Annotated in this window: 18 protein-coding genes; 7 read left to right on the top strand and 11 right to left on the bottom strand. The window is 44.0% G+C overall.

Annotated features, from left to right (window positions below; genetic code table 11):
• Window positions 1–17: 17 nt before the first annotated feature.
• The 8 genes from ACVW0P_RS03660 to ACVW0P_RS03625 all read right to left on the bottom strand — a co-directional run bounded on the left by ACVW0P_RS03660 (window position 18) and on the right by ACVW0P_RS03625 (window position 14,583).
• Entirely contained in the window at window positions 18–2,471 is a 2,454-nt protein-coding gene (locus ACVW0P_RS03660; protein ID WP_457130875.1) for an ABC transporter permease, read from the bottom strand.
• A gap of 58 nt (window positions 2,472–2,529) precedes the next feature.
• Window positions 2,530–4,920, bottom strand: a complete 2,391-nt coding sequence (locus ACVW0P_RS03655) for an ABC transporter permease (protein ID WP_457130874.1) — start codon at window positions 4,918–4,920, stop codon at window positions 2,530–2,532.
• A gap of 92 nt (window positions 4,921–5,012) precedes the next feature.
• Window positions 5,013–7,418, bottom strand: coding sequence for an ABC transporter permease (locus ACVW0P_RS03650; RefSeq protein ID WP_457130873.1), 2,406 nt, complete (start codon window positions 7,416–7,418; stop codon window positions 5,013–5,015).
• A 68-nt stretch (window positions 7,419–7,486) separates the two neighbouring features.
• On the bottom strand, window positions 7,487–8,101 hold the full coding sequence (locus ACVW0P_RS03645) for an ABC transporter permease (RefSeq protein WP_457130872.1): 615 nt from the start codon (window positions 8,099–8,101) through the stop codon (window positions 7,487–7,489).
• Window positions 8,102–8,145: 44 nt separating this feature from the next.
• A complete protein-coding gene (locus ACVW0P_RS03640) occupies window positions 8,146–9,843 on the bottom strand; it encodes an ABC transporter permease (RefSeq protein WP_457130871.1) in 1,698 nt (565 codons plus the stop codon).
• Between the two features lie 56 nt (window positions 9,844–9,899).
• Window positions 9,900–12,335 (bottom strand): ABC transporter permease, encoded by a 2,436-nt coding sequence (locus ACVW0P_RS03635; protein WP_457130870.1) that lies wholly within the window; start codon window positions 12,333–12,335, stop codon window positions 9,900–9,902.
• 184 nt (window positions 12,336–12,519) lie between these two features.
• Window positions 12,520–13,197, bottom strand: coding sequence for an ABC transporter ATP-binding protein (locus ACVW0P_RS03630; RefSeq protein WP_457130869.1), 678 nt, complete (start codon window positions 13,195–13,197; stop codon window positions 12,520–12,522).
• 132 nt (window positions 13,198–13,329) lie between these two features.
• Window positions 13,330–14,583 carry an efflux RND transporter periplasmic adaptor subunit gene (locus tag ACVW0P_RS03625; RefSeq protein WP_354432024.1) on the bottom strand — a complete coding sequence of 418 codons (1,254 nt, stop codon included), beginning with the start codon at window positions 14,581–14,583 and terminating at the stop codon, window positions 13,330–13,332.
• A 313-nt stretch (window positions 14,584–14,896) separates the two neighbouring features.
• Here ACVW0P_RS03625 and ACVW0P_RS03620 point away from each other — a divergent pair, with 313 nt between their 5' ends.
• From ACVW0P_RS03620 to ACVW0P_RS03590, 7 genes are all read left to right on the top strand, one after another.
• Entirely contained in the window at window positions 14,897–16,258 is a 1,362-nt protein-coding gene (locus ACVW0P_RS03620; protein WP_457130868.1) for a sigma-54-dependent transcriptional regulator, read from the top strand.
• Window positions 16,248–17,600, top strand: a complete 1,353-nt coding sequence (locus ACVW0P_RS03615) for a sensor histidine kinase (protein ID WP_457130867.1) — start codon at window positions 16,248–16,250, stop codon at window positions 17,598–17,600. The genes ACVW0P_RS03620 and ACVW0P_RS03615 overlap by 11 nt, the downstream gene beginning before the upstream one ends.
• Before the next feature lie 24 nt (window positions 17,601–17,624).
• Entirely contained in the window at window positions 17,625–18,155 is a 531-nt protein-coding gene (locus tag ACVW0P_RS03610) for an NADPH-dependent FMN reductase (protein WP_457130866.1), read from the top strand.
• A 39-nt stretch (window positions 18,156–18,194) separates the two neighbouring features.
• The gene (locus ACVW0P_RS03605) at window positions 18,195–18,803 is read left to right on the top strand and encodes a thioredoxin family protein (protein WP_457130865.1); all 609 of its coding nucleotides are present in this window, start codon (window positions 18,195–18,197) and stop codon (window positions 18,801–18,803) included.
• Between the two features lie 208 nt (window positions 18,804–19,011).
• Entirely contained in the window at window positions 19,012–20,895 is a 1,884-nt protein-coding gene (gene htpG, locus ACVW0P_RS03600) for a molecular chaperone HtpG (protein ID WP_457130864.1), read from the top strand.
• A 256-nt stretch (window positions 20,896–21,151) separates the two neighbouring features.
• Complete coding sequence (locus ACVW0P_RS03595) at window positions 21,152–21,670, top strand: DUF4251 domain-containing protein (protein ID WP_457130863.1); 519 nt, start codon at window positions 21,152–21,154, stop codon at window positions 21,668–21,670.
• A gap of 34 nt (window positions 21,671–21,704) precedes the next feature.
• Window positions 21,705–21,971: a hypothetical protein gene (locus ACVW0P_RS03590; RefSeq protein WP_457130862.1), complete on the top strand. Its 267-nt coding sequence runs from the start codon at window positions 21,705–21,707 to the stop codon at window positions 21,969–21,971.
• Between the two features lie 23 nt (window positions 21,972–21,994).
• Here the strand turns inward: ACVW0P_RS03590 and ACVW0P_RS03585 are convergent, their stop codons facing one another.
• The 3 genes from ACVW0P_RS03585 to ACVW0P_RS03575 all read right to left on the bottom strand — a co-directional run bounded on the left by ACVW0P_RS03585 (window position 21,995) and on the right by ACVW0P_RS03575 (window position 26,685).
• Entirely contained in the window at window positions 21,995–22,924 is a 930-nt protein-coding gene (locus tag ACVW0P_RS03585) for a sugar phosphate isomerase/epimerase family protein (protein ID WP_457130861.1), read from the bottom strand.
• Between the two features lie 89 nt (window positions 22,925–23,013).
• Window positions 23,014–25,611: an MGH1-like glycoside hydrolase domain-containing protein gene (locus ACVW0P_RS03580; protein WP_457130860.1), complete on the bottom strand. Its 2,598-nt coding sequence runs from the start codon at window positions 25,609–25,611 to the stop codon at window positions 23,014–23,016.
• 3 nt (window positions 25,612–25,614) lie between these two features.
• Window positions 25,615–26,685: a dipeptidase gene (locus tag ACVW0P_RS03575; protein ID WP_457130859.1), complete on the bottom strand. Its 1,071-nt coding sequence runs from the start codon at window positions 26,683–26,685 to the stop codon at window positions 25,615–25,617.
• Window positions 26,686–26,709 lie beyond the last annotated feature (24 nt).

Below are 26,709 nucleotides of genomic sequence, written 5' to 3'. Positions count from 1 at the left end.
TTGATTCTATCATACTCCTATTCGCTTCTTAAACTTTTCACCGGGTTGGCCATGGCGGCCTTTACCGACTGAAAACTGATGGTAACTAATGCTATGGTTACAGCAGACAGCCCCGATAAAAGGAATATCCACCAACTGATATCAACACGATAGGCAAAGCCCTGTAACCAATTGTAAATGGCATACCAGGCAATGGGCGAGGCAATAACAATGGCTATGACAACCAGGCTTATAAAATCCTTGCTCATCATTGCTACAATGTTGGCTGCGCTTGCCCCTAAAACTTTGCGTACACCAATTTCTTTAACCCGCTGCTGCGCGGTAAAAGTGGCCAGGCCAAATAAGCCCATGCACGATATAAATATGGCAATGCCCATTGCAATGCTCATTAGTTGGGAAGTTTTTTGTTCCTTGTCGTAAAACCCGGCTATTTGTTCATCAAAAAACTTGTACTCAAATTTTTCATTAGGATATATCTCTTTTGATGCTTTTTCAATTTGGGCAATAGCCTTTTTCAGGTCATCGGCATTTTTACCTTTTGTTGCCAGCTTTATGCTGATGGTTTTTTCAGTATCCTTAACCGAGCCCATAAAAAACGGTTCGATGGCTTCATGTAATGATACGGAGTGGAAATCTTTTATCACACCTACTATAGGCCTTTCCGAATCCTTTACATCTACACCTGTCAGGATGGTTTTCCCTAACGCATCTGCAGGGTGTCTAAAACCTAAAGCCTTGGCAAAAGATTCGGTTATTAAAAATTCCTGCAGGGTATCAGTGCGCATTAAATTGCGCCCGGCTATAATTTTCAAGCCAAATAGGGGCACATAATTTTCGTCGCAGGTTTCAAATGATGTGCGGTCTAATTTAACCAAGCCATTTGAACCATTATATTTAACATAGGTGCCGGGGTGCCCGTATGCTGCTGGTGTTACACGATGCTGGCTAACCAATAACACGCCCGATAGCTGTTTAATCCTATCGGCAAAAACATTAAGCTCATCGTTGCCCCCGCTCCAGCCAACATGTGTGGTAATGATGGCATCTTTATTAAACCCAAGGTCCTTATTTAAAATAAAATGGATCTGGCGGCCAATGGCAACCGTGCCAATAATAAACACCAGCGACACCGTAAACTGAAACACAATAAGGGTTTTGCGCAGGTAGTTTTTGCCGTTTGGCATTTGCGCACCCTGCCCCTTTAAGCTTATTGCCGGTAAATAGGCCGATAATACCCTTGCCGGGTAAATACCTGCCAGCAAGGCGGTAAATATGGTTACCGCAATTAAAAAGACAAGCACCGATGGTTCAAACAAATTTAATGCAACACCCTGTGGTATCAGGTTCTGCATAGCGGCAATTACCGGGTTGGCTATTATTACCGAAACCAATATCGCGGCTATGGTAACCAAAAAGGTTTCTGTTAAAAATTGAATGGTGAGGCTTAATTTACTACTGCCCAATACCTTGCGCACTCCCACCTCTTTCGCCCTGCGCAGCGATTGCGCGGTAGAAAGGTTTACAAAATTGATAACCGCGATTATCAAAATAAATGCGGCAATTCCCATTAAACCATATAGTGTTGGTAAATGCGCTTTGCGTGTATAAGTATCCTGGTATGCGCTATTAAAGTGGACATCGGCTAACGGCTGGAGCAATAGTTCGGTTTTAAAGCCCGGCGGTATTTTAACATGGGCTTTTACAAAAGCCGGGAACTTTTTTACCATCTGCGCAGGCGTTACGCCTTTTGCCAGCTTTACATAACCCTGCGAGTTTGAATCCCAGAAGGTCCAGCGCTGCAGGTCGAGATGGTTTTTTAAGAAGCTTTGCTGAATGGTGGCAAATGAAATAAAATCCTTAAAAATGAAATCGGAGTTCTTGCCCAGATCCTTTACAATACCCGATACAGTGAGGTGCAGCGAATCTTGGTAGATAACCTCCCTACCTATAATACTTTGCGGGTCAATATCGCCAAAGTATATTTTCGCTTTTTTTTCAGACAGTACAACCTTAAAGGGTTCTTTTAAGGCCGTCGCCGCATTGCCTGCAAGCCATTTATATTTAAAAATATCAAAGTATTGTGGATCGGTAATTACGATATCAGAGATCTCCCGGGAAGCCTCAAATTTTTTTGGGGATTTGCCGTAGGGTATAGTGACTTTAAATGCATAGTTGTAAAAAGCAGTTACGCTTTCAAACCCAGCTAATTCATTTCGCATGGTTATTGGCAAAGCGGGAATAGTGCCCGCCTCGCTATCCTCTACCCCACTGGCATTGCGTAGTGAAGCTACAACCCTGTAGATACGCTCCTTATCCGGATGAAAGGTATCGTAACTTAATTCGAAGCTGGTAATCAGATAAATAATTAAACAAGCACAGATGCCGAGCGAAAGACCGAGTACATTTATACCCGTGTACACTTTGTTCCGGCTAATGCTTCGCCAGGCAATTTTGAAGTGGGTTTTCAACATGATTTTTTAAATTTTACAAGCTAAAAGGAAATTTTTATTCTTCCAATCACTGATTAATTTACTCACTGCGCAGGCTTTTTACCGGGTTAGCCAGCGCGGCCTTAACCGATTGTATGCTGATTGTTGCCAGCGCTATGAGCGATGCCCCGCCGCCGGCAAAAAGGAACACCAGCCAGCCGATGTTAATTTTGTAGGCAAAATCCTGCAGCCAGGTATTCATGGCAAACCAGGCTATCGGCATGGCTATCACAATGGCGATGATGATAAGTACCATAAACTCCGTTGCCAGCAGGCTGATGATCTTGGCAACGCTTGCGCCAAGTACCTTGCGGATGCCTATCTCCCTTGTTTTTACCTGTGCCGAGTAAGTTGCCAGGCCGAACAAGCCCAGGCACGATATCACAATGGCGATGGTTGCGAACAGATTAAATAACGAGCCTTGCTTTTGCTCCATGGTGTACATTTTACTGTAGGTTTCATCCAAAAAAGCGTAATTGAAAGGTACCTCGTTATTGTATTGCTTCCACGAGGCAAGTGCCGCGGCTATAGCTTTTTGCGCGTCGCGGCCGGTAGTTTTTACATAAACCTTCCAGCAGTAATTGGGCTGATATTGGAATACCGCGGGCTCTATCTTTTTATGAATGGTGTTAAAGTGAAAATCCTTTACTACACCTATGATGCTACCGTTACGCGCCTGTACGCGCAGGCGTTTGCCTATAGGGTTGGTAAGCCCCATTTCTTTAACAGCGGTTTCATTAATAATAAAATGTGCCGAATCTGCAACCGAACCGGTGAAATTATTGCCTGATACCAGCTTCATTTTAAAGAACGGGATAAAATCTCTATCGGCAAAAACCTGGTTGAACCACATATTTGAGTTTGCCGGCTTGCCATCCCAGTCGTTGTCGCCGGTAGAACTGCCATCGGTAATAATATCACGCCCGGCACGGGTAACAGAAATTACCGCTGGGTTTTTAAGCAGTTCGGTTTTTACGACATCAAAGTTCTTTTGCATATCGTTACGCATGCTGAACGAGAACACATTTTCTTTATCATACCCCAAGTTTTTGTTGCGGATAAACCTTAACTGGTTGCCTATTACCAAGGTGCCTATGATAAGAATGATGGATGCAGAGAACTGCAACACTACCAGGATCCTGCGGAACGCTACATTACCGATACTTACCGAGATCTTCCCCTTCAACGCTTTCAATGGTTCAAAAGAAGAAAGCAGTAATGCAGGATAGATGCTTGACGCGGCAAGTGTACCTATCAAGGTTAAGATGATACAAAGCCAAATGTTGTAATTTGACAGATCTAATGCTATCTGCTTGCCCGAGAATTGGTTAAATTGCGGTAATAATACGACCATTAGTACAAAAGCAAAAACGGAGGCTATTACGAACAGCAAGGCGGTCTCTACCATAAACTGCATAAATAGCTGGAACTTACCCGCCCCTATTATCTTACGCATGCTCACTTCTTTGGCACGCAGCATAGAGCGTGCGGTAGAAAGATTTACGTAATTGATGCATGCGATGATCAGGATCATTAAGGCCACTATTGCAAATGTACTTACGGTAGACATGCCGCCATCCGTACCATCAGCTTTGTAGAGGTGCATTTTTAACAACGGCTGGGTTAGGTAAGGCACGGGTGCATCAACCGGGTTTTGGCGTTCGTGGATAGCCTGGAGCTTTTTCTCTAAAGCAACAGTGTTTACATTATCGTTTTTCAGCAAAAGGTAAGTTTCGAAAGCAAACTGGCTCCAGTCTGCATCCATAGATGATACAATAGTTTTGTTATCGTAGCTCTTTTTGTTTTTCACATAAGCCAGGTCGTTAAACCTTGATATGGGCATTAAAACATGGTATTGGAAACTTGAAGTTGCAGGATAATCGGCAATTACACCGGTTACCTTATTCTGCTCGTCCTGGCCTGTTAGTACTACCTTGCCAATCGGGTCTTCATTACCGAAATATTTTTTGGCGGTACTTTCGGTGATCACTATCGAACTGTTATCAGGGAACGGATTGCGCTTGTCGCCTTTTATCAGGTTAAAATCAAATACGGTAAAGTACGATGGATCAGTAAAAGCGAAGTTGGTTTCATAAAAAACTTTGTCTTTGTATTTAAACGGGGCATCGCCCAGCGGCATAATGCGCACAGCATCTTTCACCTCAGGGATTTCGCTTTTTGCAAATGTAGCAACCGGAGCAATGATGTGGCTAAAGATCTGCTTGCTAATACCTGTACCACCCACAATGCCTACTTTATAGATATTTTTAGCTTTAGAGTTGTTTTTATCAAAGCTCAATTCATCCTGCACCCAAAGCAGCATAAACAGGCCTACAACAAGGCCCACCGTTAAACCCGCCACATTTATAGTAGCGTAAAACTTGTTTTGAGTGATGTTGCGCCAGGCGGTTTTTAAATAGTTTTTTATCATGATATCTTTTTTGAAAATACTATCCGATAGCTATCGGGGTTAATCTTGTTACTTCAATTTGGGCCTATTCTCTAATTACCGGTCTCTAAACTTTATTCGCTTCGTAAACTATCTACGGGGTTAGCCAATGCGGCCTTTATGGCATGGTAGCTAATGGTTACAACGGCAGTTACTAAAGCTATCCCCCCAGCAAATACAAATACCCACCAGGGCACAGCAATACGGTAAGCGAAGTTTTGCAACCAGTTATGCATAGCATACCACGCAATGGGCGATGCGATGACAACCGAGAGCAGGATCAATTTAATAAAGTCTGTTGATAGTAAAGTGGTTATGGTAGCCATACTCGCGCCTAATATCTTGCGGATGCCAATCTCCTTGTTGCGCTGCTCTATAGTGAATGCTGCTAAGCCAAACAAACCAAGGGTAGCCAGTAAAACAGTGATGTAGGTAAACGTGCCGAATATAGATGCCAGCCTGTCTTCAGCTTTGTATTGCTTATCAAAGGCATCATCCATAAACGTGTAGCTGAACGGTGTTTCTTGGTCGTACTTTTTGTAGATGGCCTGTATAGCGCTGATGATAGATGGGATATTGGTATGTGAGTCGATACGGGCGAAAAGGTTACAGCCTACCCTGCTCCATGCTTTTGCAGTATCTGCCGCGATAAATAATCCTAACCCGTCTATCTTACTCTCCATAGAACTGAAATTGAAGTTTTTAAGCACACCGGCTATCTGAATACGCTCGGTGCCATTTTTGATAAAACTACCCATAGGATTAAGGGGTAATTTAAGGCCGGCTATGGCCGCCTCGTTTATGACTACTTTTTTAGGGTCTGCAAGATTGGTGTTTGGTGCGGGTTCGTATTTCCATTTTAACCCTAAGGTTTTAATAAACATATCATCTACCGACAAAGCCGCCAGCGGCTTGCTTTCCCCGGGTTTGCTTCCATCAAAAAAGTACATATCGTAACCCCCAAACATGGTATAATGAGAGGTTGCAACATTTTGAATACCTGCTAGTGACCGCACATCTTTGTTAAACGCCGGGTAATTGCTGCCAAAGCTTTTTCCTACCGGTATCATTACAACATTTTCCCGGTTAATGCCTGTATCAGCATGCCTCAAATAATATAGCTGCCTGTCAATTACTATCCCACAAATAATCAAACCAATAGCAATACTAAACTGCAATGTGGTAAACACTCTGCGTACTATTACACCGCCGGTTTGCCTGCTTACTTTTCCCTTAAGAGTTATTACCGGCTTAAAGGCCGACAAAACAATCGACGGATAAATGCCTGCAATTAAAGCGGTTAGAGCTAATAACCCAACCAGTAAGATTAACACCAAAGGGCTGTAAAGAAATGAGTTGTCAATTTTAAGCTCCAGCACATTTAAAAACCAGGGTTTAAAGGCATAACATAATCCGTAACCTAATAGGAACGACAGGCAGGTAAACAATCCCGACTCTACATAAAATTGCGCTGCAATAGCGTTACGGCTGGCACCAGATACTTTGCGCACGCCAATTTCTTTAGCCCTTAATGTTGCGCGCGCTGTAGTTAAACTCATATAGTTCACTAATGCCAATAACAGGATCAGCACGGCAACTAATGGAAAGATTTTTAAATATTTAAGGTTCGAGAAATCGCCAAAGTTGTTGTTTAAATGTAAACTGGTTAGTGATGATAATGAAAAGCTGGTTTCGTAGCCATGATCAGCTTTTTCCTTTTTGTTATTAATCATAGCCCGCAAGCTTCGCGTTAATTTAGCGGTATCGGCACCAGCCCTTATTAATAGATATAAATCGAAAGAACCCGGCCCCAACTCTTGCTGGCCGCTGTATAGCTTGCCTTCGTTACTTGCCAGTATACTACTTGCCGATGCTACAAAATTGTATTCTATCGAAGAGTTGGATGGGTTGTTTTCAGCCACCCCGGTAACCTGGTAGTTGTAGGCGCTATCTGTGCGGAGCGTTAATGTTTTACCTATCGGGTTGCTATCACCAAAATACTTTTTTGCCATATCCTGCGATATCACTACCGTAAAAGGATTGTTCAGTGCGGTTTTTTTATTGCCGGATTTTAGTTTAAATGAGAAAAAGTTAAAGAATCCGGGGTCGGCGAAAACTAACTTTTTTTCAATAAACTTAGTATCCGGTGTTAATAAATTATTTACACTAACGGGTTTGAAATATCCCAGCGTGCGCATATAACTTTCGACAGCAGGCTGTGCCTGTTTTACTAAAGGGCCCGCGGCATAGCTCATGTAATCCATATTCATGGTGTTACCGCCCATTTTTATTTTGGCCTGTAGCTTATAGATCCGCTCAGCATCTTTATGGAAACGGTCATACGTCATCTCGTGGGTAACGTACAGCATTATCATCATACATACGGCCAAACCAACGGCAAGCCCTGTAATGTTTATCAGGCTGTAAAGCTTCTGCTTTTGCAGGTTGCGAAGAGCGATTTTCAGATAATTTTTAAACATAATCGTTTATCTTTAAATTCTAAAAACTAAACACTAAATCCTAAACTTGAGTACTAAATTAATGATCTCTACTCCGACCGTAAACTTTTCACCGGGTTGGTAAGGGCGGCCTTTACCGCCTGGAAACTAACCGTTATGACAGATATAAGCGTGGTTACAAACGCTGCCGAAGCGAACACCCATACGCTGATTTCTACGCGGTACGAGTAACCTTGCAGCCACTTATGCATCAGGTACCAGGCTGTTGGAGTTGCGAACAGGAACGAGATACCAACCAGTGTTAAAAAATCTTTCGACAGCATGGTGGTAACGCCCATTACGGAAGCACCCAACACCTTGCGCACGCCAATTTCTTTGATGCGGTTTTGGGCCATATAGGTGGCCAGGCCAAACAAGCCAAGGCACGATATAAATATGGTAAGGCCTGCAAACAGGGTTGCCAGTGTGCCTATGCGTTGTTCGTCGGCGAATTTTTTGCTGTATTCATCATCAACAAAGTGGTAATCGAACGGGTATTCGGAATTGTATTTTTTGAAAACGCCTTCGGCCAGTTTAAGGTTTTCGGCGGTGGTATGCTGCGGGTTAAGTTTGTAATGGATGACCTGAAACCAAGATTTAGGCCCCTGGATCACCATTGGCCTAACCGGCTCGTACGGCGATTGCAGGATAAAATCTTTGATCACTCCAACTACTTTAAGTTTGGTTTCGCTGTTTTTTACGATCTGCCCTATCGGTCTTTAAAGCCCATGGTTTTTACCGCGGCCTCGTTCAACAATACTGCCGTTGAATCTGACGGGTAAGTTTTTATATCGATATCACGGCCTGCCACAATTTTAAGGTTCATGGTTTTGGTAAAATCGGCATCAACGTTAAACATATTGAAGTCGAGCTTCGCCCCTTCCTGCTTACCTTCCCAAGAGTAATCCCAGGTATCGCTCCAGCCCTCCGTCATAGGCGCGCTGGTTTTAGTGACTGCAGTGGCGGCCCCGCTTGTTACCAGTTCGTTACGGATAAGCGCGTAGTTTTTACTAACCGTGCCCGACATAAAGGTGTACACAAGGTTATCTTTTTTATAACCTGTATCACGGTTTTGGGCGTAATCTAACTGTTGCTTTACGATAATGGTGGAGATGATAAGTACGATAGCGAACCAAAATTGCGTCACCACCAAAACCTTACGTGGAGAGAATACAGCCTTGGCAGCTTTAAAAGTCCCTTTTAATACCTTTACCGGCGCGAACGACGAAAGGTACAATGCAGGGTAACTACCGGACACTATACCCGTAAATAGGATAAATGAGAATACAAGAAGCCAGAATACCGGGCTTGCAAACGGGATAAATAATTGCTTTTCGGTAAGGAGGTTGAAAGACGGCAGGGAAACCTCTAGTATCACCAATGCAACTGCGCCGGATATAAGGGAGATCATGATAGATTCGCCCAGGAACTGTGCGATAAGACTTGCCTTTGACGCGCCCACAACCTTACGGATGCCCACCTCTTTAGCGCGTTTTTCGCTTCGGGCGGTGCTCAGATTCATGAAGTTGATACAGGCTATCAGCAATATTAAACCCGCAATAATGCTAAACAACCTAATAATGGTGATACGGCCGCCAACAATCTTTCCATTCTCGAATTTCGAATACAGCCGCCACTTGGTTATTGGGTGCATAAACACATCGATATCCTTAATTTCTGAATGGGTTCGGGTGATGTTTTTAACCTGATTATCCGCGTAAGCTTCGGTAACACCCGGCTTTAACATTACATAAGTTTGTACCGAATTATTGCCCCAGTTCTTATCCTCGTGGCCGTTTATTTTTTCCCAATAGCTCCATGGCATCAGGTACTCAAAATCAAAACGGGTGTTGTTTGGCAGGTCCTTCATCACACCGGTCACAGTGAAATAATCTACGCTATCTATCTTAATGGTTTTACCCATGGCATCGGCATCACCAAATAACTTCTTTGAGGCTTTCTCTGTAATGACAATATTTTTCATGCTGTTAAGGGCACTTTTGCTATTGCCTTTAACCAGCGGGAAGCTGAACATAGTAAGAAAATCGGGGTCGACGTGGAAGCCTTGCAGCGTTAAACGTTTATCGCCGATAGAGAATAAATAATTAGCCCGGTCGGTGCGCGATGCCTGCTCTACCTGCGGATAATCCTGCTTAAGGGCCTTCATCATTGGCTTTGGCGTAGTACCCCAGCAAATCATTTTTCCATCAAAAAACGACTTGTTGTACATTTGAAACAAGCGATCTTTACCGGTGTGGAACTGATCGTAACTCACTTCGTTCTGCACCCAAAACAATATCAGCGCCGCGCTTGCCATACCAACCGCCAGGCCGGCAATATTTATCCCGGTAAACGTTTTGTTTTTTAACAGGTTACGCCAGGTAACTTTTAAATAATTTTTAAACATGCGTTACAATTTATATGGTCTAGATTCTTGACTCTTATTTCTTGGTTCTCTAAAAACTATTCATTCTTCAAACTATTAACCGGGTTTGCCAGCGCGGCCTTAACCGATTGAAAGCTGATAGTTACAAATGCGATGACCAGCGCTCCCAAACCTGCCGCGGCAATTACCCACCAGTGGATAGTTACGCGGTAGGCAAAATCCTGTAGCCACTTGTTCATTACAAACCACGCAAACGGCGACGCGGTTACAATGGCAATGCACACCAGCTTTATAAAATCTTTTGATAACATCGCTACTATAATGCTTACATCAGCACCTAATACCTTGCGGATGCCTATTTCTTTGGTGCGTTGCTCGGCAGCATAGGCCGCCAGGCCAAACAAACCAAGGCAGGCAATGATGATAGCCAGCGATGTGAATATGGCAAAGATCTGCCCGATGCGTTGTTCTGAGCGGTAAGACGCTTCAAAATCCTGATCCATAAAAGAGTAGTCGATCTGCACACCCGGTGATAGGCTGTTCCATTTTTCTTTTACCTGTGCCATTAGGCCGGTAATGTTTGATATACTTACGCGGATGGCTAATGCGCCGGGGTTTTCGCCGTAGGTAAGTACAATTGGTTCAATTTTTTCGCGCAGCGAGTTAAAGTGGAAATCCTTTACAACGCCCACAATGTGGCATTCCTTTACATTTGGTGTACTGCCTTTACGGTCGCCACCTAATGATTGGTAAACGGTTTTATTGATCGGGTCGGCAAAGCCCAGGAACTTCGCGGCAGCTTCGTTGATGATAATGGCAGATGAATCTGTCTGCATGGCTTTTGAGAAGTTACGCCCCTTTGCCATTTTCATATCCATGGTTGGGATATAATCGGCATCAACCTGCCAGCTTTGCGGAAACAGAGATTTCTTTTGGTCGTAAGTAGCATCCTTAAAATAGATACGGGTATTGCGCCAGCCGTTGGTAGGCAAAAAGCCTGTCATGGTGGTTTCTTTCACGCCCGGCAATTCGGCAAGGCCTTGTTTGAATACACCTGCCTGCTGGTTAAGCTCACCCAGGTTTTTCACCACAAGCACCTGGTTCCGGTTATAACCCAAGTTTTTGGTTTGAATAAAGTTTAGTTGATTGTAAATAACCAATGTACCGATGATCAACAGTATCGACACAAAAAATTGGAATACCACCAAAAAGCTGCGTAAACCACCACCTTTAAAACCTGCGGATAGCTTGCCCTTCAATACATCTATAGGTTGAAACGCTGATAGAAAGAATGCCGGGTATGAGCCCGCTAACGAACCAATAACCAACACAATAGCCAGTAGAGATGGCACTAACCATTTAAGGGAATCAACCGTAAGGACGATCTCTTTACCGGATAACCGGTTGAAGGACGGCAACAATATAGCTGCCGCTATAGTTGCAATAACAGTAGCTACAAAAGTAATAAGTATAGATTCGGCCAAAAACTGGAAAATAAGGTGCTTGCGCGATGAACCCATCACCTTGCGCACCCCTACCTCTTTAGCACGATTTGATGAACGGGCGGTGCTTAGGTTCATGAAGTTTACACAGGCTATCAGCAATATAAATATGGCGATGGCCGAAAAGATGTAAACGTATTGCATGGTGCTGTTAGGCCCAAGTTCGCCGCTCAGGTTCGAGTTTAGGTGGATGTCTGTCAACGCAGTCAAATTCATTCTAAAATGGCTGCCGCCCTTTTCAAACTGGGCAACGCTCATCCCCAGTTCAGATTGCATTTGCGCGCCGCTAAACTTTTGCAAAAACGCGGGAAAGCTGGCGGCCAGCTTTGTGTAGTCTTTAGCGTCTTTTAACAATACATAGGTATTATAATCACTCCTTAGCCATTCGTTAGAGCGGCTGTCAGGGAACGATTCCAGCGATACGAAAAAGTCGAAATTAAAGTGCGATTGTTTGGGCAGGTCTTTAATAACACCGGTTACCTTAAAGTTTTGTTTATCGTTAAATACAATGGTCTTGCCAACCGCATTTCCGGTGTTAAAATATTTTTTAGCGGTGCTTTCGGTAAGTACAACGGTATTAGGATCGGCCAAAGCGTTTTTAGGATCGCCATTTATCATGGGTAGGGTAAACACATTGAAAATGTTGGCATCAACAAAACCCACCTTGTTTTCTACGATATTGATATTACCTTTTTTAACATGGGTTGTGCCGGCGGATTTTATCCTTGTAGCATCTTCAACGTAAGGATATTCAGCCTTTAAGGTTTTAGCCAAGGGCGGCATGGCAACGGCATATTGCACGTTGTTTTCGCCCAATTTAAGGTCTTCGTTTACGCGGAAAATGCGGCTGGCCTTGGTGTTATAACGGTCATAGCTAAGCTCATCAACAACATAAAATACAATAAGCAGGCAGGTAGCCAAGCCTAAGGCAAGCCCCAATATATTAATAGTTGTAAAGCCTTTATTTTTATAAAGGCTACGGTAGGCGGTTTTTATATAGTTTTTAAACATGATAGGTAGTGTTAAACACTGAAGTAATTTATTACCACTCGCACCGTAAGTTTAGGGTTAACTTTTACCGCTCGATAAGGCAATTATTGGGCAATTCTCAAGCAAACCCCTCCGCGTTTCGGGCGCGGAGAGGTAAGGCAGGAGGCACACTTAACTATATTAATTAAACTAAAAATAGGGCGTATTATACCATGATGTTTTCCATCACAGTTTGGCCATCCAACAGGCGGATGATACGGTGGCTGTAACGGGCATCATGCTCGGAGTGGGTAACCATTATAATGGTAGTACCTTGTTCGTTCAGGTCGGTTAGCAGTTCCATCACATCGTTACCGTTACTGCTATCCAGGTTACCTGTTGGCTCATCCGCAAGGATCAGTTTTGGTTTGTTTACAACCGCACGGGCAATAGCCACACGCTGCTGCTGTCCACCCGATAACTGCTGCGGATAGTGGTTACGGCGGTGCATGATCTGCATTTTATCTAACACTTCTTCTACCCTTTTAACACGCTCTGCAGTTGGTACGCCGGTATAGATCAAAGGCAATTCAACGTTTTCAAATACAGTAAGCTCGTCTATAAGGTTAAAGCTCTGGAAAACGAAACCAATGTTGTGCTTGCGCAGGTCGGCACGTTTACGCTCATTAAAATGCGCAACTTCAATCTCGTTGAAAACATAGCTGCCTTCATCCGGGTCATCAAGCATACCCAAAATGTTTAGCAAGGTTGATTTACCGCAACCAGATGGGCCCATAATGGCCACAAATTCGCCGGTATCAACATGCATCGACAGCTTGTTAAGTGCAATGGTTTCTACCTCTTCGGTACGGTAAAACTTTTCAAGATTTGTAATTTTAATCATTTGGCCTCCCCAGCAGCGGGCTTTCGCCCGGCTGCCTTTTTGTTTAATTGTGATTTATGTTTTAATTAAGTTTTATCTGTGTTATACCTCTTATACAAGACGCATCCCGTTTAAGAAGGTTACACTGTAACGCTACTTTTTGAGTACAAGTTCCTGGATATCCCCATAGTTCTCGTAGCTTGAAGTTATTACCTTATCGCCGGGTTTTAAGCCCGAGGTCACTTCGTAATAATCAGGGTTCTGGCGGCCTATGGCGATATCTGTCTTATAAGCAGTTTTACCATCTTCGCTTACTTTAAAGATCCAGTTACCGCCGGTTTGCTGGTAAAAACCACCTTTAGGTACCAATGTAGCGGTAGTCTCGTCGCTCAATGCTAAACGGATCTGCAGGGTTTGGCCCTTACGGATGCCTTTAGGCACTTCGCCAACAAACTGCATATCAACCTTGAAACGGCCGCTGGTTACCTGTGTAAATACCTTTTTAATGGTTAGCTTATATGTTTTACCCGCAAAGGCAAAATCGCCCATTAAGCCGTTATAAATTCTTGATAGGTAGTGCTCTTCCACATCAACTTGTACTTTAAAGCCGCCCTGTGCATCTATCTGCCCTAAATGTTCGCCTTTATTTTTGTTCTGGCCAACCTCGGCATCCATTGATGTTAACTGGCCATCTATTGGGGAACGAACGGTTAAGTCGGCAACTTTTTTGCGCATTAAAAGCAGGGTGCTTTTGTTGTGTGCATATTGCTCGCGCGCCTGCTCGTCTTCCTGGTGTATTAGGGTAGTGTCTTGTTTTAAGATCTGCGTGGTTAGTTTTTTGCGCCTTAACTGGTAGATGTAAGCATTTTCTGCCGCTTTATACTCCTGCAAGCCTATTGCTTTTTGGTCTAACAGTTTTTTATCGAGGGTGTAAACACGTTCGGCCTCTTTGTAAGCGTTATCCACATCGGCCATTTGGTTTAGTTTGGTGATGGTGTTTTGCTGCGCGTTGTTATGAGAGATCTGCATTTGGGTTTGGGCTGCGTAAACAGCAGTTTCCTGGTTAGCAAGGCTCAATTCCAGATCGGTATTTGATAAACGGATGATCGGGTCGCCCTTTTTAAGGCTGGCGCCATCTTCTACATACTTCTCTTCTACGCGTCCGCCTTCTATCGCGTCAAGATATATGGTAGTAAGTGGTAACACAACCCCGTTAACCGGAATAAACTCCTGGAAGGCGCCTTTTTTAATTTCGCTTACGGTGATACGCTCTGTATCTACGTTCAATTTGCTTTTGCCCGATGTAAAAAATATACTGCCGGCAACCAAAACTACTACACCCGCAATACCGGCTATGGTCATCAGGCGCTTAGTGCTCCATTTCTGTTTTTGTATAACTCTATCCACTGTGTTTTATTAATATTTGACAATTGAATACAAAAACACATGCCACAAATTAAAATACTGTATTTCAGTAACTTATATTAAAAACACCATATTGCACCGTACGCTTCTGTTACAGCAAGTGTTCGGTATTGATACAGTGCGTTTTTAAGGCATATTATTTATGCTTCGTCAATCATAGTTGAATATCAGTATTATACTTAATATAGGCCAATTGGTACGATATTTCGTATCAAAATATTAAATTGCATGGGCAAATAGTACCGCTATATTTGGTGCTGTTATCCATGAACCAACCACTAATCACCACCAATAAATGATACTTAAAAAAGCAACCGTTTTAATTGTTGACGACGACCCCGATGTGCTTACGGCTGTTAAGTTATTGCTTAAAACAGAAACTAAAGAAATAATTACCGAAAAGAACCCGGAGAACATCAACTGGCTTTTACAAAAAAACGAGGTTGACTTGGTGCTGCTGGACATGAATTATAACAGCGCCATCAACACCGGTAACGAGGGTATTTACTGGTTGCGTAAAATAAAGGAATGGAAGCCGAACGTTTGCGTGATCATGATAACGGCATATGGCGATATTGACCTGGCCGTACGCTCGTTAAAAGAAGGCGCAAACGATTTTGTGGTAAAACCATGGCATAACGAGAAGCTGATAGATACCATTAAGGACCTGCTAGATAAAAAAGAAGGCGGCGGTGGTAAATCTGCCAAGGCATCTGTTAAAGGCACCGGTGGCGAAAAATCCATCCTTGGCGATAGCGAGGTGATGGAAGATATTTTCCATAAAGTAAATAAGATTGCCCCTACTGATGCGAACATACTAATATTGGGCGAGAACGGCACGGGTAAAGACCTGATGGCGAAAGCTATACACGAACGATCTTTGCGTGCCGATAAACCTTTTGTAAAGGTAGATGTAGGCGCACTGACGGATTCGCTGTTTGAAAGCGAACTGTTCGGCCATAAAAAAGGTGCTTACACGGATGCCCGCGAAGACCGCATGGGCCGTTTTGAAGAAGCTGAAGGTGGTACTTTGTTCTTAGATGAGATCGGTAACATCAGTCTGCAACAGCAAGCAAAGCTGCTTACCATTTTACAAAACCGCCAGGTAACCCGTTTGGGCACCAACAAAGCTGTGGACATTAACATCCGCCTGATATGCGCTACCAACGTGCCCTTGCAGGAACTTGCCAACGAGAACAAATTCCGTAAGGATTTAATTTACAGGATAAATACGGTAGAGATAAATATGCCCCCCTTGCGCAAACGTGCCGAGGATATTGTGGTATTGGCAAAACACTTCGCCAAAATGTACAGCAACAAATACCTTAAACCGGTGATTGATTTTGATAATACCGCGCTTAATAAACTGCGCGGCTACAGCTACCCCGGTAACGTGCGCGAACTGCAATACACCATTGAGCGTGCCGTAATTATGGCCGACGACCAGATGCTTAAAGCTGATGACCTGCTTTTCTCGGTATTGGAATCACCCGGAGAAAACATTATTGATGACGATAACATACAGTTAAGCACACTGGAGAAGAATGCTATTTTACGCGTGATAGAAAAACACAACGGCAACATTACCCGCGCCGCTAAAGAATTGGGTTTAACCCGTACCGCCCTATATCGCAGATTAAGCAAATATGATATTTAACCGTTACGAATGGCGGCTGGTGCTGCGTGTGCTGTTGCTGTTTGTGGCTGTGGTAGCTACCACATTGGTTGTTATGAACGGGCAGGTCTTTTATGGGGTTATAACCGTTCCGATGGTGATCTATTCGGTGCTTGACCTGATCCGTTTTAACAAGAAAGCACAAGACGAGGTGAACCAGTTTGTAGAATCTATCCACTACCGTGATTTCTCCAGGCACTTTGATGTGCGTAAAGCACCTAATGAATTAAAACCCCTGCGCAAGGGCTTTAACGATATCAATACCACGTTTAAACTGATAAGCCGGGAGCGCGAAACACAATACCACTATCTGCAAAAAATATTGGAACTGGTTGATACGGGCATCCTGTCCTACGAGGAAGAAACGGGCGAGATAGCCTGGATAAATGAAGCCTTTAAATCGCTCATAAGCATCCCTTATTTGAAGACGATCCACTCGCTCGAAAAACGCGAACCAATTTTGTATAAGGATGTGGTTAAATTGAAGCCAGGCGAGGCGCAAGTGCTTTCAATCACCCGCGACCAGCAGCAGGTCAAAATGTTGGTTACCGCCAGCACGATGCGGAGCGATGATAAACTGTACAAACTCATCGCGTTCCAGAATGTAAGCGAGGCTTTGGACGAAACCGAATCAAAGGCATGGTCGAAATTATTGAACGTGATGACGCACGAGATCATGAACTCGGTTGCGCCCATCTCCTCTTTGGCCGATACTTTAAAGAACCGACTGCAAAGCCCGAAGATTGCCAATAGTATAGAAAGCGGCGACCTGGAAGATATTTCCCTTGGCATCGAAACCATAAAACGCCGTAGCGAGGGGCTGCTTAAGTTTACCGAAAGCTACCGCAGCCTTAACAAGATCACCAAGCTTGACCTAAACAAGTTGTTAGTACGTAACATATTCGAAAACCTGGCCAGCCTGATGCGCCCTATGCTCGAAAAAAAGAACATCGAACTGGAAATTATTTTGCGCGATCCGGCCCTGGCTATTGAAGCAGATATTAACTTGTTAGATCAGGTGATGATAAACTTACTGGTAAACGCTATTGAGGCTGTTAAAGACCGCGAAGAACCACGCATCACCCTATCTGCCGAAACACAAAGCAGCAGCCGCATCCTGGTTAAAGTAACCGATAATGGCCTTGGCATGCCACCAGAATTGTTGGACAAAATCTTTATCCCGTTCTTTAGTACCCGCAAAACCGGCAGTGGCATCGGCCTAAGCCTTTGTAAACAAATTATGCTGTTGCATAAGGGCAACATCCAGGCACAATCTACCGAGGGTAAAGGCGCGTCGTTTATACTGCAGTTTGCCAATAATTAGCAACTACCTCTAAATAAAGTAATTATGCAAGGAAAGCAAATCTTCGCCATACCCGGCAGCCTGCGGGCAGGCTCATCAAACCATAATATACTAAAGCAAATAGGCGGCTTGTTACCCACTGATGTTCGTTATAACATTTACGATGCACTCGCCATAATCCCGCCCTTCGATCCGGGGTTGGATAACGATACGCCTCCACAGGCTGTAATGGAATTAAGAAATACCATTACACAAGCCGATGCGGTAATTATCTGCACACCAGAATATGCTTATGGCATCCCTGGTCAGTTAAAGAACGCGCTCGACTGGATGGTATCGAGCGCGTCATTCTCTGGCAAGCCCACCGCGCTGGTAACGGCATCAACCGGTGGTGAGAATGCGCATACGGCATTGTTAAAAGTGCTGGGGGCAATAGATTGCCAGATAATTGAAGGCGGCACTTTGCTTATTTCCTATATCCGTGCAAAAATGGATGCAGATGGAAACATCACCGATAAAGATACCGCCAGTGCATTAAAAAATATTGCAGATAAATTACTGAAAGCCACGGCATAGTAATCTACTTATCACTAAATTGCTTAAAAATCATTCGCCATGAAAAAATCACTGTTCATATTGTTCGTATTGTTCGCTGTTAAGTCGGGCTTTGCACAACCTGCTGCCTTGCCTGCAAGCGAAGTTGTATTGAAAGAGGCCTACGCCAAAGCCGCTAAAGAAAATAAAAAGGTAATGCTGATCTTCCACGCTTCGTGGTGTGGATGGTGTAAAAAGATGGAAGCCTCACTTGCCGACCCTACCATTAAACCGTTAATAGAAAACAACTACGTTATTGCAACGCTTGATGTAATGGAGCGCCCTGGAAAAGAAAACCTGGAAAACCCTGGTTCGTTAGCGGTAATGACCAAACTTAAGGGTGAAAAATCGGGTTTGCCCTTTTGGGTTGTGCTGGATGCCAAAGGCAAAGTTTTAGGCGATAGCCAGCAACGCCCTGCAGGTGCATCGTTAGATACCTACGGCGAAAATGTTGGCTGCCCGGCAAGTACAGATGAAGTGGCGTTCTTTACCAAATTGCTTAAAGCTACCTCAAAATTGAACGATGAGCAATTAGCTGTTATCGCAAAGCGCTTCGCACAAAACGCCCCAGCCCCAGCCCCGGCAAAAGCCGCAACACCAACTTCACCAGCTACCGTAGGGTCGAAATAATAAATATGTCATGGTGAGCTTGTCGAACTATTTGCGAAGCGCCTAAGTCTTCGACAAGCTCAGACTGACATTTATTTCATCTGCACACCTGCACATTCGCATATCTGCACATCTTCCCCCTCTCTGCCAATTTGGCAAATCCCAAGCTTTGGAACGGGCATTGATTAGTTGTATCCGTAAATCATTTAAGCTTTATAAAATTACTATTATGCAAGAAAAAGGAACAATTTCGATCCACACCGAAAACATTTTCCCGATAATTAAAAAGTTCTTATACTCTGATACCGAGATATTTCTGCGCGAGCTGGTATCTAACTCGGTTGATGCTACACAGAAAATAAAACGTCTTTCATCCTTAGGCCAGTACACCGGCGAACTTGGCGATCTGCGTGTTGAGGTTGCTTTTGATGCAGACAAAAAGACCATCACCATATCTGATAACGGTTTGGGTATGACGGCCGAAGAAATAAAAAAATACATCAACCAGATAGCGTTCAGCGGCGCTACCGAGTTTGTGGAGAAATTTAAAGAAGCTAAAGATGCCAATGAGATCATCGGCCGCTTTGGTTTAGGCTTCTACTCGGCCTTTATGGTTGCTGATAGGGTTGAAATTGAAACCCTTAGCTACCAGGACGGCGCTACCCCTGCGCACTGGACATGCGATGGCAGCACCGAGTTTGAAATAAGCGAAGGTAGCCTTGAAGAGCGCGGTACCGAGATCACCCTGCACATTAACGCCGAATCTGAAGAGTTTTTAAATCAGGGCCGCATACAGGAAATACTGGACAAATATGCTAAATTCCTGCCGGTGCCTATCAAATTTGGCACTACTACCCAAGAGGAAGAAGATGGTGTTGATGAAGAAGGCAAACCAAAATACAAATCGGTCGAGGTTGATAACATCATCAACGATACCAACCCTATCTGGACTAAAGCACCAAACGAACTTAGCGACGAGGATTACCTTAAGTTCTACAAAGAGCTTTACCCGTACAGCGAAGACCCTTTATTCTGGATCCACCTTAATGTTGATTATCCATTCAACCTTACCGGTGTATTGTACTTCCCTAAGCTGAAGAACGATTTTGAGATCACCCGTAATAAGATCAAGCTATACTCTCGCCAGGTATTTATTACCGACGAGGTTAAGGACATCGTGCCTGAATTTTTGATGTTATTGCATGGTGTTATCGATTCACCGGATATCCCGTTGAACGTATCACGTAGTTTCTTACAGGCCGATAGCAATGTTAAAAAGATAAACAGCTACATCACCAAAAAAGTGGCGGATAAACTTGCCGAACTATTTAAAGCAGACCGCAAAGGTTTTGAAGAAAAATGGGGCGACATTGGCCTATTTGTCAAATACGGTATGGTGAGCGAAGAGAAATTCTACGACAAAGCGAAAGACTTTGTTCTGGTAACCAACACCGCTAAAGAAAACTTTACTCTTAACGAGTACAAGGACAAAGTTGAGCCTTTGCAAACCGATAAGGACGGCCAGCTGATTTACATTTACACCAACGATGCCGAGAAACAGGATGCGTTTATCCAGTCGGCAGGTAAAAAGGGTTACGATGTTTTGCTGATGAACTCTCCTATCGATAACCACTTCATTAGCCAGTTAGAGCAAAAGCTGGAGAAAACTTCCCTAAAACGGGTGGATGCTGATGTTGCCGATAAACTGATCAAAAAAGACGATGCGCCCGAGCACATACTTACCGTAGAGCAATCGACAAGGATAAAAGAGATCTTCGATAAGGCCATTAACAAACCTGCATACAAAGTGCAGTTAGAAAGTCTTAGCCCTGATGAGTTACCGGTAACCGTTACGTTAGACGAGTTTATGCGCCGCATGAAAGATATGGCTGCCATGGGCGGTGGTATGGGTTTCTACGGCAATATGCCCGATAACTATAAGGTTACAGTAAACGGTAACCACAAACTAATAAGCCGCATTTTAGATGGCGAAGACGAAGGCGTACAGGCACAATTAGCCAAGCAAGCGTTCGACCTCGCCCTTTTATCTCAAGGTTTACTAACTGGTGCCGAATTAACGGAGTTTGTTAATCGTAGCGTGAGCCTGATATAAATCGTAATACTTCTTAAATGGAAAAAGCCATCAGAAACCCGGGTGGCTTTTTTTGTGGAACAAATTTTGATTGATTTATGGAAACCCGCTGCAGTTTGCATCTTATCATCAAAACCCGAAGATGAAACGTTATAAAACAAGCAGTAAAGCACCGCCTAACTTAGTTTTCTTAAAGTATAAAAGCCTTTACAATTAAACCTGTGTAGGTGTATCAAGTCTAATAAATACTACGGTATATTTATATAAACATTTAACAATGAAAACTTTAATTAAAATATTTTTTGCAGTGGCTATTGCCTTTACAGCAATATCGCCCGCAAACGCGCAAAATGCTAAATCCGTAAAAGAAGCTAAAAAAGCCGCCGAAATAAAAGAACTTATAGATGCTAAAAATTACGTATTCCAAGCGAACTATATGTATCCAATGGGGAGTGGGTCGCGATACCTAACCTCTCCGTATGACCTGGCCGTATCTCCGGACACTGTGGAAGCCTACCTGCCATACTTCGGAGTAGCTTATTCTGGTGTGGGCTACAATAGTAATGAAGATAATGGCATTAAATTTAAATCGACCAAGTTTGATTATACTACTACTGGTTTGCAAAAGAACGGCAGTTATATCATCCGCATAAAAACTAATGACACCCGTAACGCCACACAAATGCTATTGCAGGTTTTTAAGAATGGCAATGCCGATCTAAGTGTAATAAGCCAAAACAGGCAACAGATCCGTTTTACAGGTTATTTGGTAGAAAGAAAGAAAACCAAAGTGTAATATGGGATGTTAAAAAAACATCAAATAATAAGCCATGTTAAAAATAGCCATACCATCAGCCACCTTATCTGCTACAGTTTTTGGGCAGGAAACTTTGCCTACCCCGCCAAACGGAACGGAGACCGAAGCAAACGGCGACCTGATATTATTATTTGAAGATGAGGAAGAAGCTGTGGCTTACCTGGACGAACTGGAAGATTATGCTACCGAACTTGATGCAAACGCACCCGAAAAGCCAGCTATAAACGCTTTAATAAGCGCCATAAATAATGATGAATTTGTACAGGCATATTTGCAATAGCCAGTACAAATTCTATTTATTAATTACACATTCAAATTTTTGTTGATGTATTTAATGCTGCTATTGATGCTTGCAAAAGGATCTTTAGGCATATCGTGCTCTACAAAAAAGCTTTGCATGCCTGCAATTTTAGCTGCAGCGAAAATCGGTTTAAAGTCGATAGTACCGTTGCCTACAGGCAGGATATTCTCGCGGCTTGCGTCGAGGTCCTTAACATGCCATAACGGGAAACGGCCCGGGTTTGCTTTAAACAGGTCTACCGGGTTTTTACCCGCCTTAACTGCCCAGGCAAGGTCAAGCTCCATTTTCACATGCTTCGCATCAGTTTCTGATAATAGCAGATCATACGGGATAGTTCCATCACTCAGGATCTTAAACTCCATATCGTGATTATGATATGCAAAGGTCAAACCTGCTTTGCTTGCAGCCTCGCCTGTTTTATTGAGCACTGCTATAGATGCTTTTAAATTCTCGGGGGTATCTGTTGGGGTATTAGCGCATACCAGGTATTTTACACCACCTTCGGCAGCTTCATCAACCAGTTGCTGCATATTATCCTGCAGGTTCATCATAGTAGGGATTACCATTGGTTTACCATCAGGTGTGGTTGGCATTTTAGCCCCCGCAGGTAATTTAAACGGCGCGCCCAATACGTGGTGTGATTTCCAGGTTAAGCCAAGGCCGTTTGCCAAAGCTTTAAACTCTTTTGGTTTTAAACCATAATACCCACCTTTTTTACTGAAGGCCGATTCTATTTCGCGGTAACCTGCCGCTGCTACTTTGGTTAAAGTACCCTTAACATCTTCGTCCATCACGTTGAAGAACGTGAATAATTGTACACCAATAGGGTGCTTAATAAGATTTAAATATGATGCCGCTTTCCCCGACAACACTGCACTGCTAAGCACCAAAGTGCCGGTGCTTTGCAAAAACTTGCGCCTGTTAAAATTCATTACTGTAGTTAATTTAGTTTACTTGGTAAGTAAATCTAAATCAAATAATTCGAACAAAAAAATTATTGTGTCAAAACTACGCATTAGACTTAATGATAAAGGCAATTTGCTATCAATCCCGTCCAGCCGGTTTGGTGCGCGGCGCCTAAGCCACGGCCGGTATCGCCATCGAAATATTCGTAGTACAGGATGTGATCTTTAAAATAAGGATCTGTTTGTGTCTTTTCATCGGTGCCGTTATTTGGACGGTGGCCGTTCTCATCCGGCAGGAACAGTTTGGAGATGCGGCGGTAGATCTCATTCGCAACCTCCTTAAGGTTCATCATATTGCCCGAACCTGTTGGGCATTCAACAGTAAGCTCATCGCCGTAATATTGATAGAAATCGTTTAGACTTTCAATGATGAGGTAATTAATGGGGATCCATACCGGGCCACGCCAATTGCTGTTACCTCCAAACATATCGCTGTCGCTTTCTGCAGGCACATATTTGATGCTGAACTGTGTGCCGTTGATTTTGGCGCTAAACGGATTATTGAGGTGATATTTTGATAGTGAGCGGATGCCATAATCGCTTAAAAACTCATTCTCATCAAGCATATATTTCAAGATGCCTTTCATACGATGGCCGCGTAACAGGCTCACAAGGTGTTTACCTGTGGCGCTTTTCTCATCCCAACGGGAAACCAAACCGGCGAGATCCGGCCTGTTTGCAGCAAACCAATCCATCCTATCTCTAAAGATGGGGTTACTGGCAATGGTTTGTTCATCCAATACCTCAGTAGCAAATAATGGTACTAAACCCACTATACTGCGAATTCGCATTTTTTCGGCAGTACCATCGGGCATGCGCAGCTGGTCGTAAAAAAAGTCGTCTGCCTCATCCCATAAGCCGCTTGTGCCACCCTCGCCCAGGCTGGACATAGCAGCCGATATATAAATAAAATGCTCAAAAAACTTAGAAGCGATATCGGCATAAGCTTTGTTTGTTTCGGCAAGTTCGGAAGCTATGCGCAGCAGGTTTAACGAGTACATGGCCATCCAGCTGGTGCCATCGGCTTGTTCAAGGTGTGCACCGTCTGCAAAGCGGGTATTACGGTCAAACACGCCGATGTTATCCATCCCAAGAAAGCCACCCTCAAAAACGTTGTTACCGGCCTCGTCCTTGCGGTTTACCCACCAGGTAAAGTTGAGCATCAGCTTATGAAAAATGCGTTCTAAAAAGTAGGTATCGCCCTCGCCATTGTTGGCTTTTTTATCTAATTGGTAAATTTTCCAGGTTGCCATGGCATGCACCGGCGGGTTGGCATCGCTAAAATCCCACTCGTACGCCGGTAGCTGCCCGTTAGGGTGCATGTACCAATCTTTAACCAGCAGGCTTAGCTGCCTTTTGGCAAAGGCCATATCCACCGCAGCAAGTGGTATGCAATGGAATGCAAGGTCCCAGGCGGCAAACCACGGGTACTCCCATTTATCGGGCATGGAGATGATGTCCTGACTGTTAAAATGCTGCCATTTGCTGTTGCGCTGATGCTGGCGTGGTACCGGCGGGCCGAGTTCTGCAGGGTCGCCGTTTAGCCATTGGTGGATATTGTAATAGTAAAACTGTTTAGTCCAAAGCATGCCGGCATAGGCCTGGCGTTGGATATTTGCCTTATCTGCGCTTTCATCATGTGGCCGCAAATCTTTGTAAAATTCATCCGCATCCTGCAAGCGTGCGGCAAAAATATTATCGAAATCAGCAAAGGCGTTATCAGCGCCCTCACACAATCTTAACCTTATGGTGGTGCTTTCTCCTGCCGGGATGGTTATATCATAATTAAAGGCCGCTTTGGTGCCCGTGTTAGCAGGATTGATGGTTTTGCTACCGTTTACAATATGGTCGTTAATGCCATCTTTGTAAAAAGATCTGCCATCATCAATATTATTGAAGCGTTTAGTATTGGTTTGATTTTCACAAAAAAGCGCGACAGGCTTACCCTCTGCAAATAACCTCAGCGGACTTAAATCTTTATGGTCTATTTTAATTGCACCGCCTTCGACAGATAGCTGCGGCTTGTAATCGTCATACCCCCAATCCCATGTATTACGAAACCATACCGTAGGCAGCATATTTAAACTCGCGGCTTCTTTGCTCCTATTATGGATGGTCAGTTTAATGAGTATATCGTCTGTTCCTTCCTTGGCATATTCCACAAATACGTCAAAGTACTCGTCATTATCAAAAATGCCTGTATCCATTAACTCGTACTCAGACTGTGTACGGTCGCGTTTTTTACTTTCGTCTACAAGGTGCACGTATGGAAATTGCTGTTGCGGGTATTTGTACAGCATTTTCATGTACGAATGCGAGGGCGTATTATCCAAATAGTAATATAATTCCTTTACATCCTCGCCATGGTTTCCCTCGGCATTACTCAAACCAAAAAAGCGTTCTTTCAGGATGGTATCTTTCTTGTTCCACAATGCAATGGAGAAACACAGCAATTGCTCGTGGTCGCAAATACCGGCTATGCCTTCTTCGCCCCAGCGGTACGCTTTACTGCGGGCAATATCATGGGTGATATAATTCCAGGCGTTACCATCGGCACTATAATCCTCGCGGACGGTACCCCATTGGCGGTCACTCACGTAAGTGCCCCACTTTTTCCATCCAGTAACTTTTAACCTATCCTGTTCTGCACCCATTTTTTATTTCCAAGCGTTCCGTAAGAAATGTAACCAATTACCATGCATCATGTTTTCGATGTCGGTATCAGTATAACCGCGTTTTTGTAACAATGCGGGCACTTTTTGCATATCGGCAATAGTTTCCAGGTCGTAAGGGCACTGCTCTTTGCCAAAAGCCCCATCCAGATCTGTACCCATACCCACATGCAGCGCGTTACCTGCTATCTGGCAAATATGGTCAATATGATCTACCATTACCTCAAGGTTGCAATTCATTTGACGCGGGGTTGACTGTCCCCTAACCCAATCAGGCACCATCATCCAGGCATCGAGCGCGGCACCTATCACCGCGCCACGGCCAATAAGCACTTTTATCATCTCATCGCTATATTGGCGGTTGTGGTTTACCAGCGCACGGCAATTGTTATGACTTGCCCAAACGTGCCCGTTAAAATTATCCAGCGCTTGCCAAAACGCATCGTCGCAAAGGTGTGTTGCATCTAATATAATGTTCAGGCGTTCCATCTCTTTAAGTAGCTTCAAGCCGTTCGCCCCCATTTTGCCTGTCGCGTCCGTACCGTTTGCATACCGGCCGGGGCCGTAATGGGCCGGGCCAATAGCACGAAGGCCATTTTGATATGCGCTTTCTAAAAAGCCCACATCTATAATTGAATCTGCACCTTCAAGGCTTAGTATATATCCTATAGGTTTGTCAATATTATCCTTCCCATCGCACCAAACAGCGAGATGCTTATCTAAAGTTTCTAAGTTGTTAACTTGGGTCATTTGCCCGGCAAGTTCCATGGCCTTGTACCATGCAAGTTGGCCCTGCGTTTGTGCCCAAGCCTGTTGTGGCGAGTGCCAGCCGGGCATGTTATTGTCCGGCGCAACATAGCGGCCAATCTGTGTAGCAACCACTAAACCTATGCTGCCTTTACGCAGTTCGGGCAAGGATACCACTGCCTTTGCGCGGTCGGGTTTATCAGTCATACCTTCTTCGCGTTGGTTAATTTCGGCAACCGGGCGGGTAAGATCGCGGTTCCATTCCAGCGCGTTCATGCTGAGGTCTAAATGAGCATCTATGATAAACATGTTGTTATTGGGATTACACTGATT

The sequence above is a fragment of the Mucilaginibacter sp. UYNi724 genome (assembly GCF_054057495.1).
This window is presented reverse-complemented; position numbering and strand designations above follow the sequence as displayed.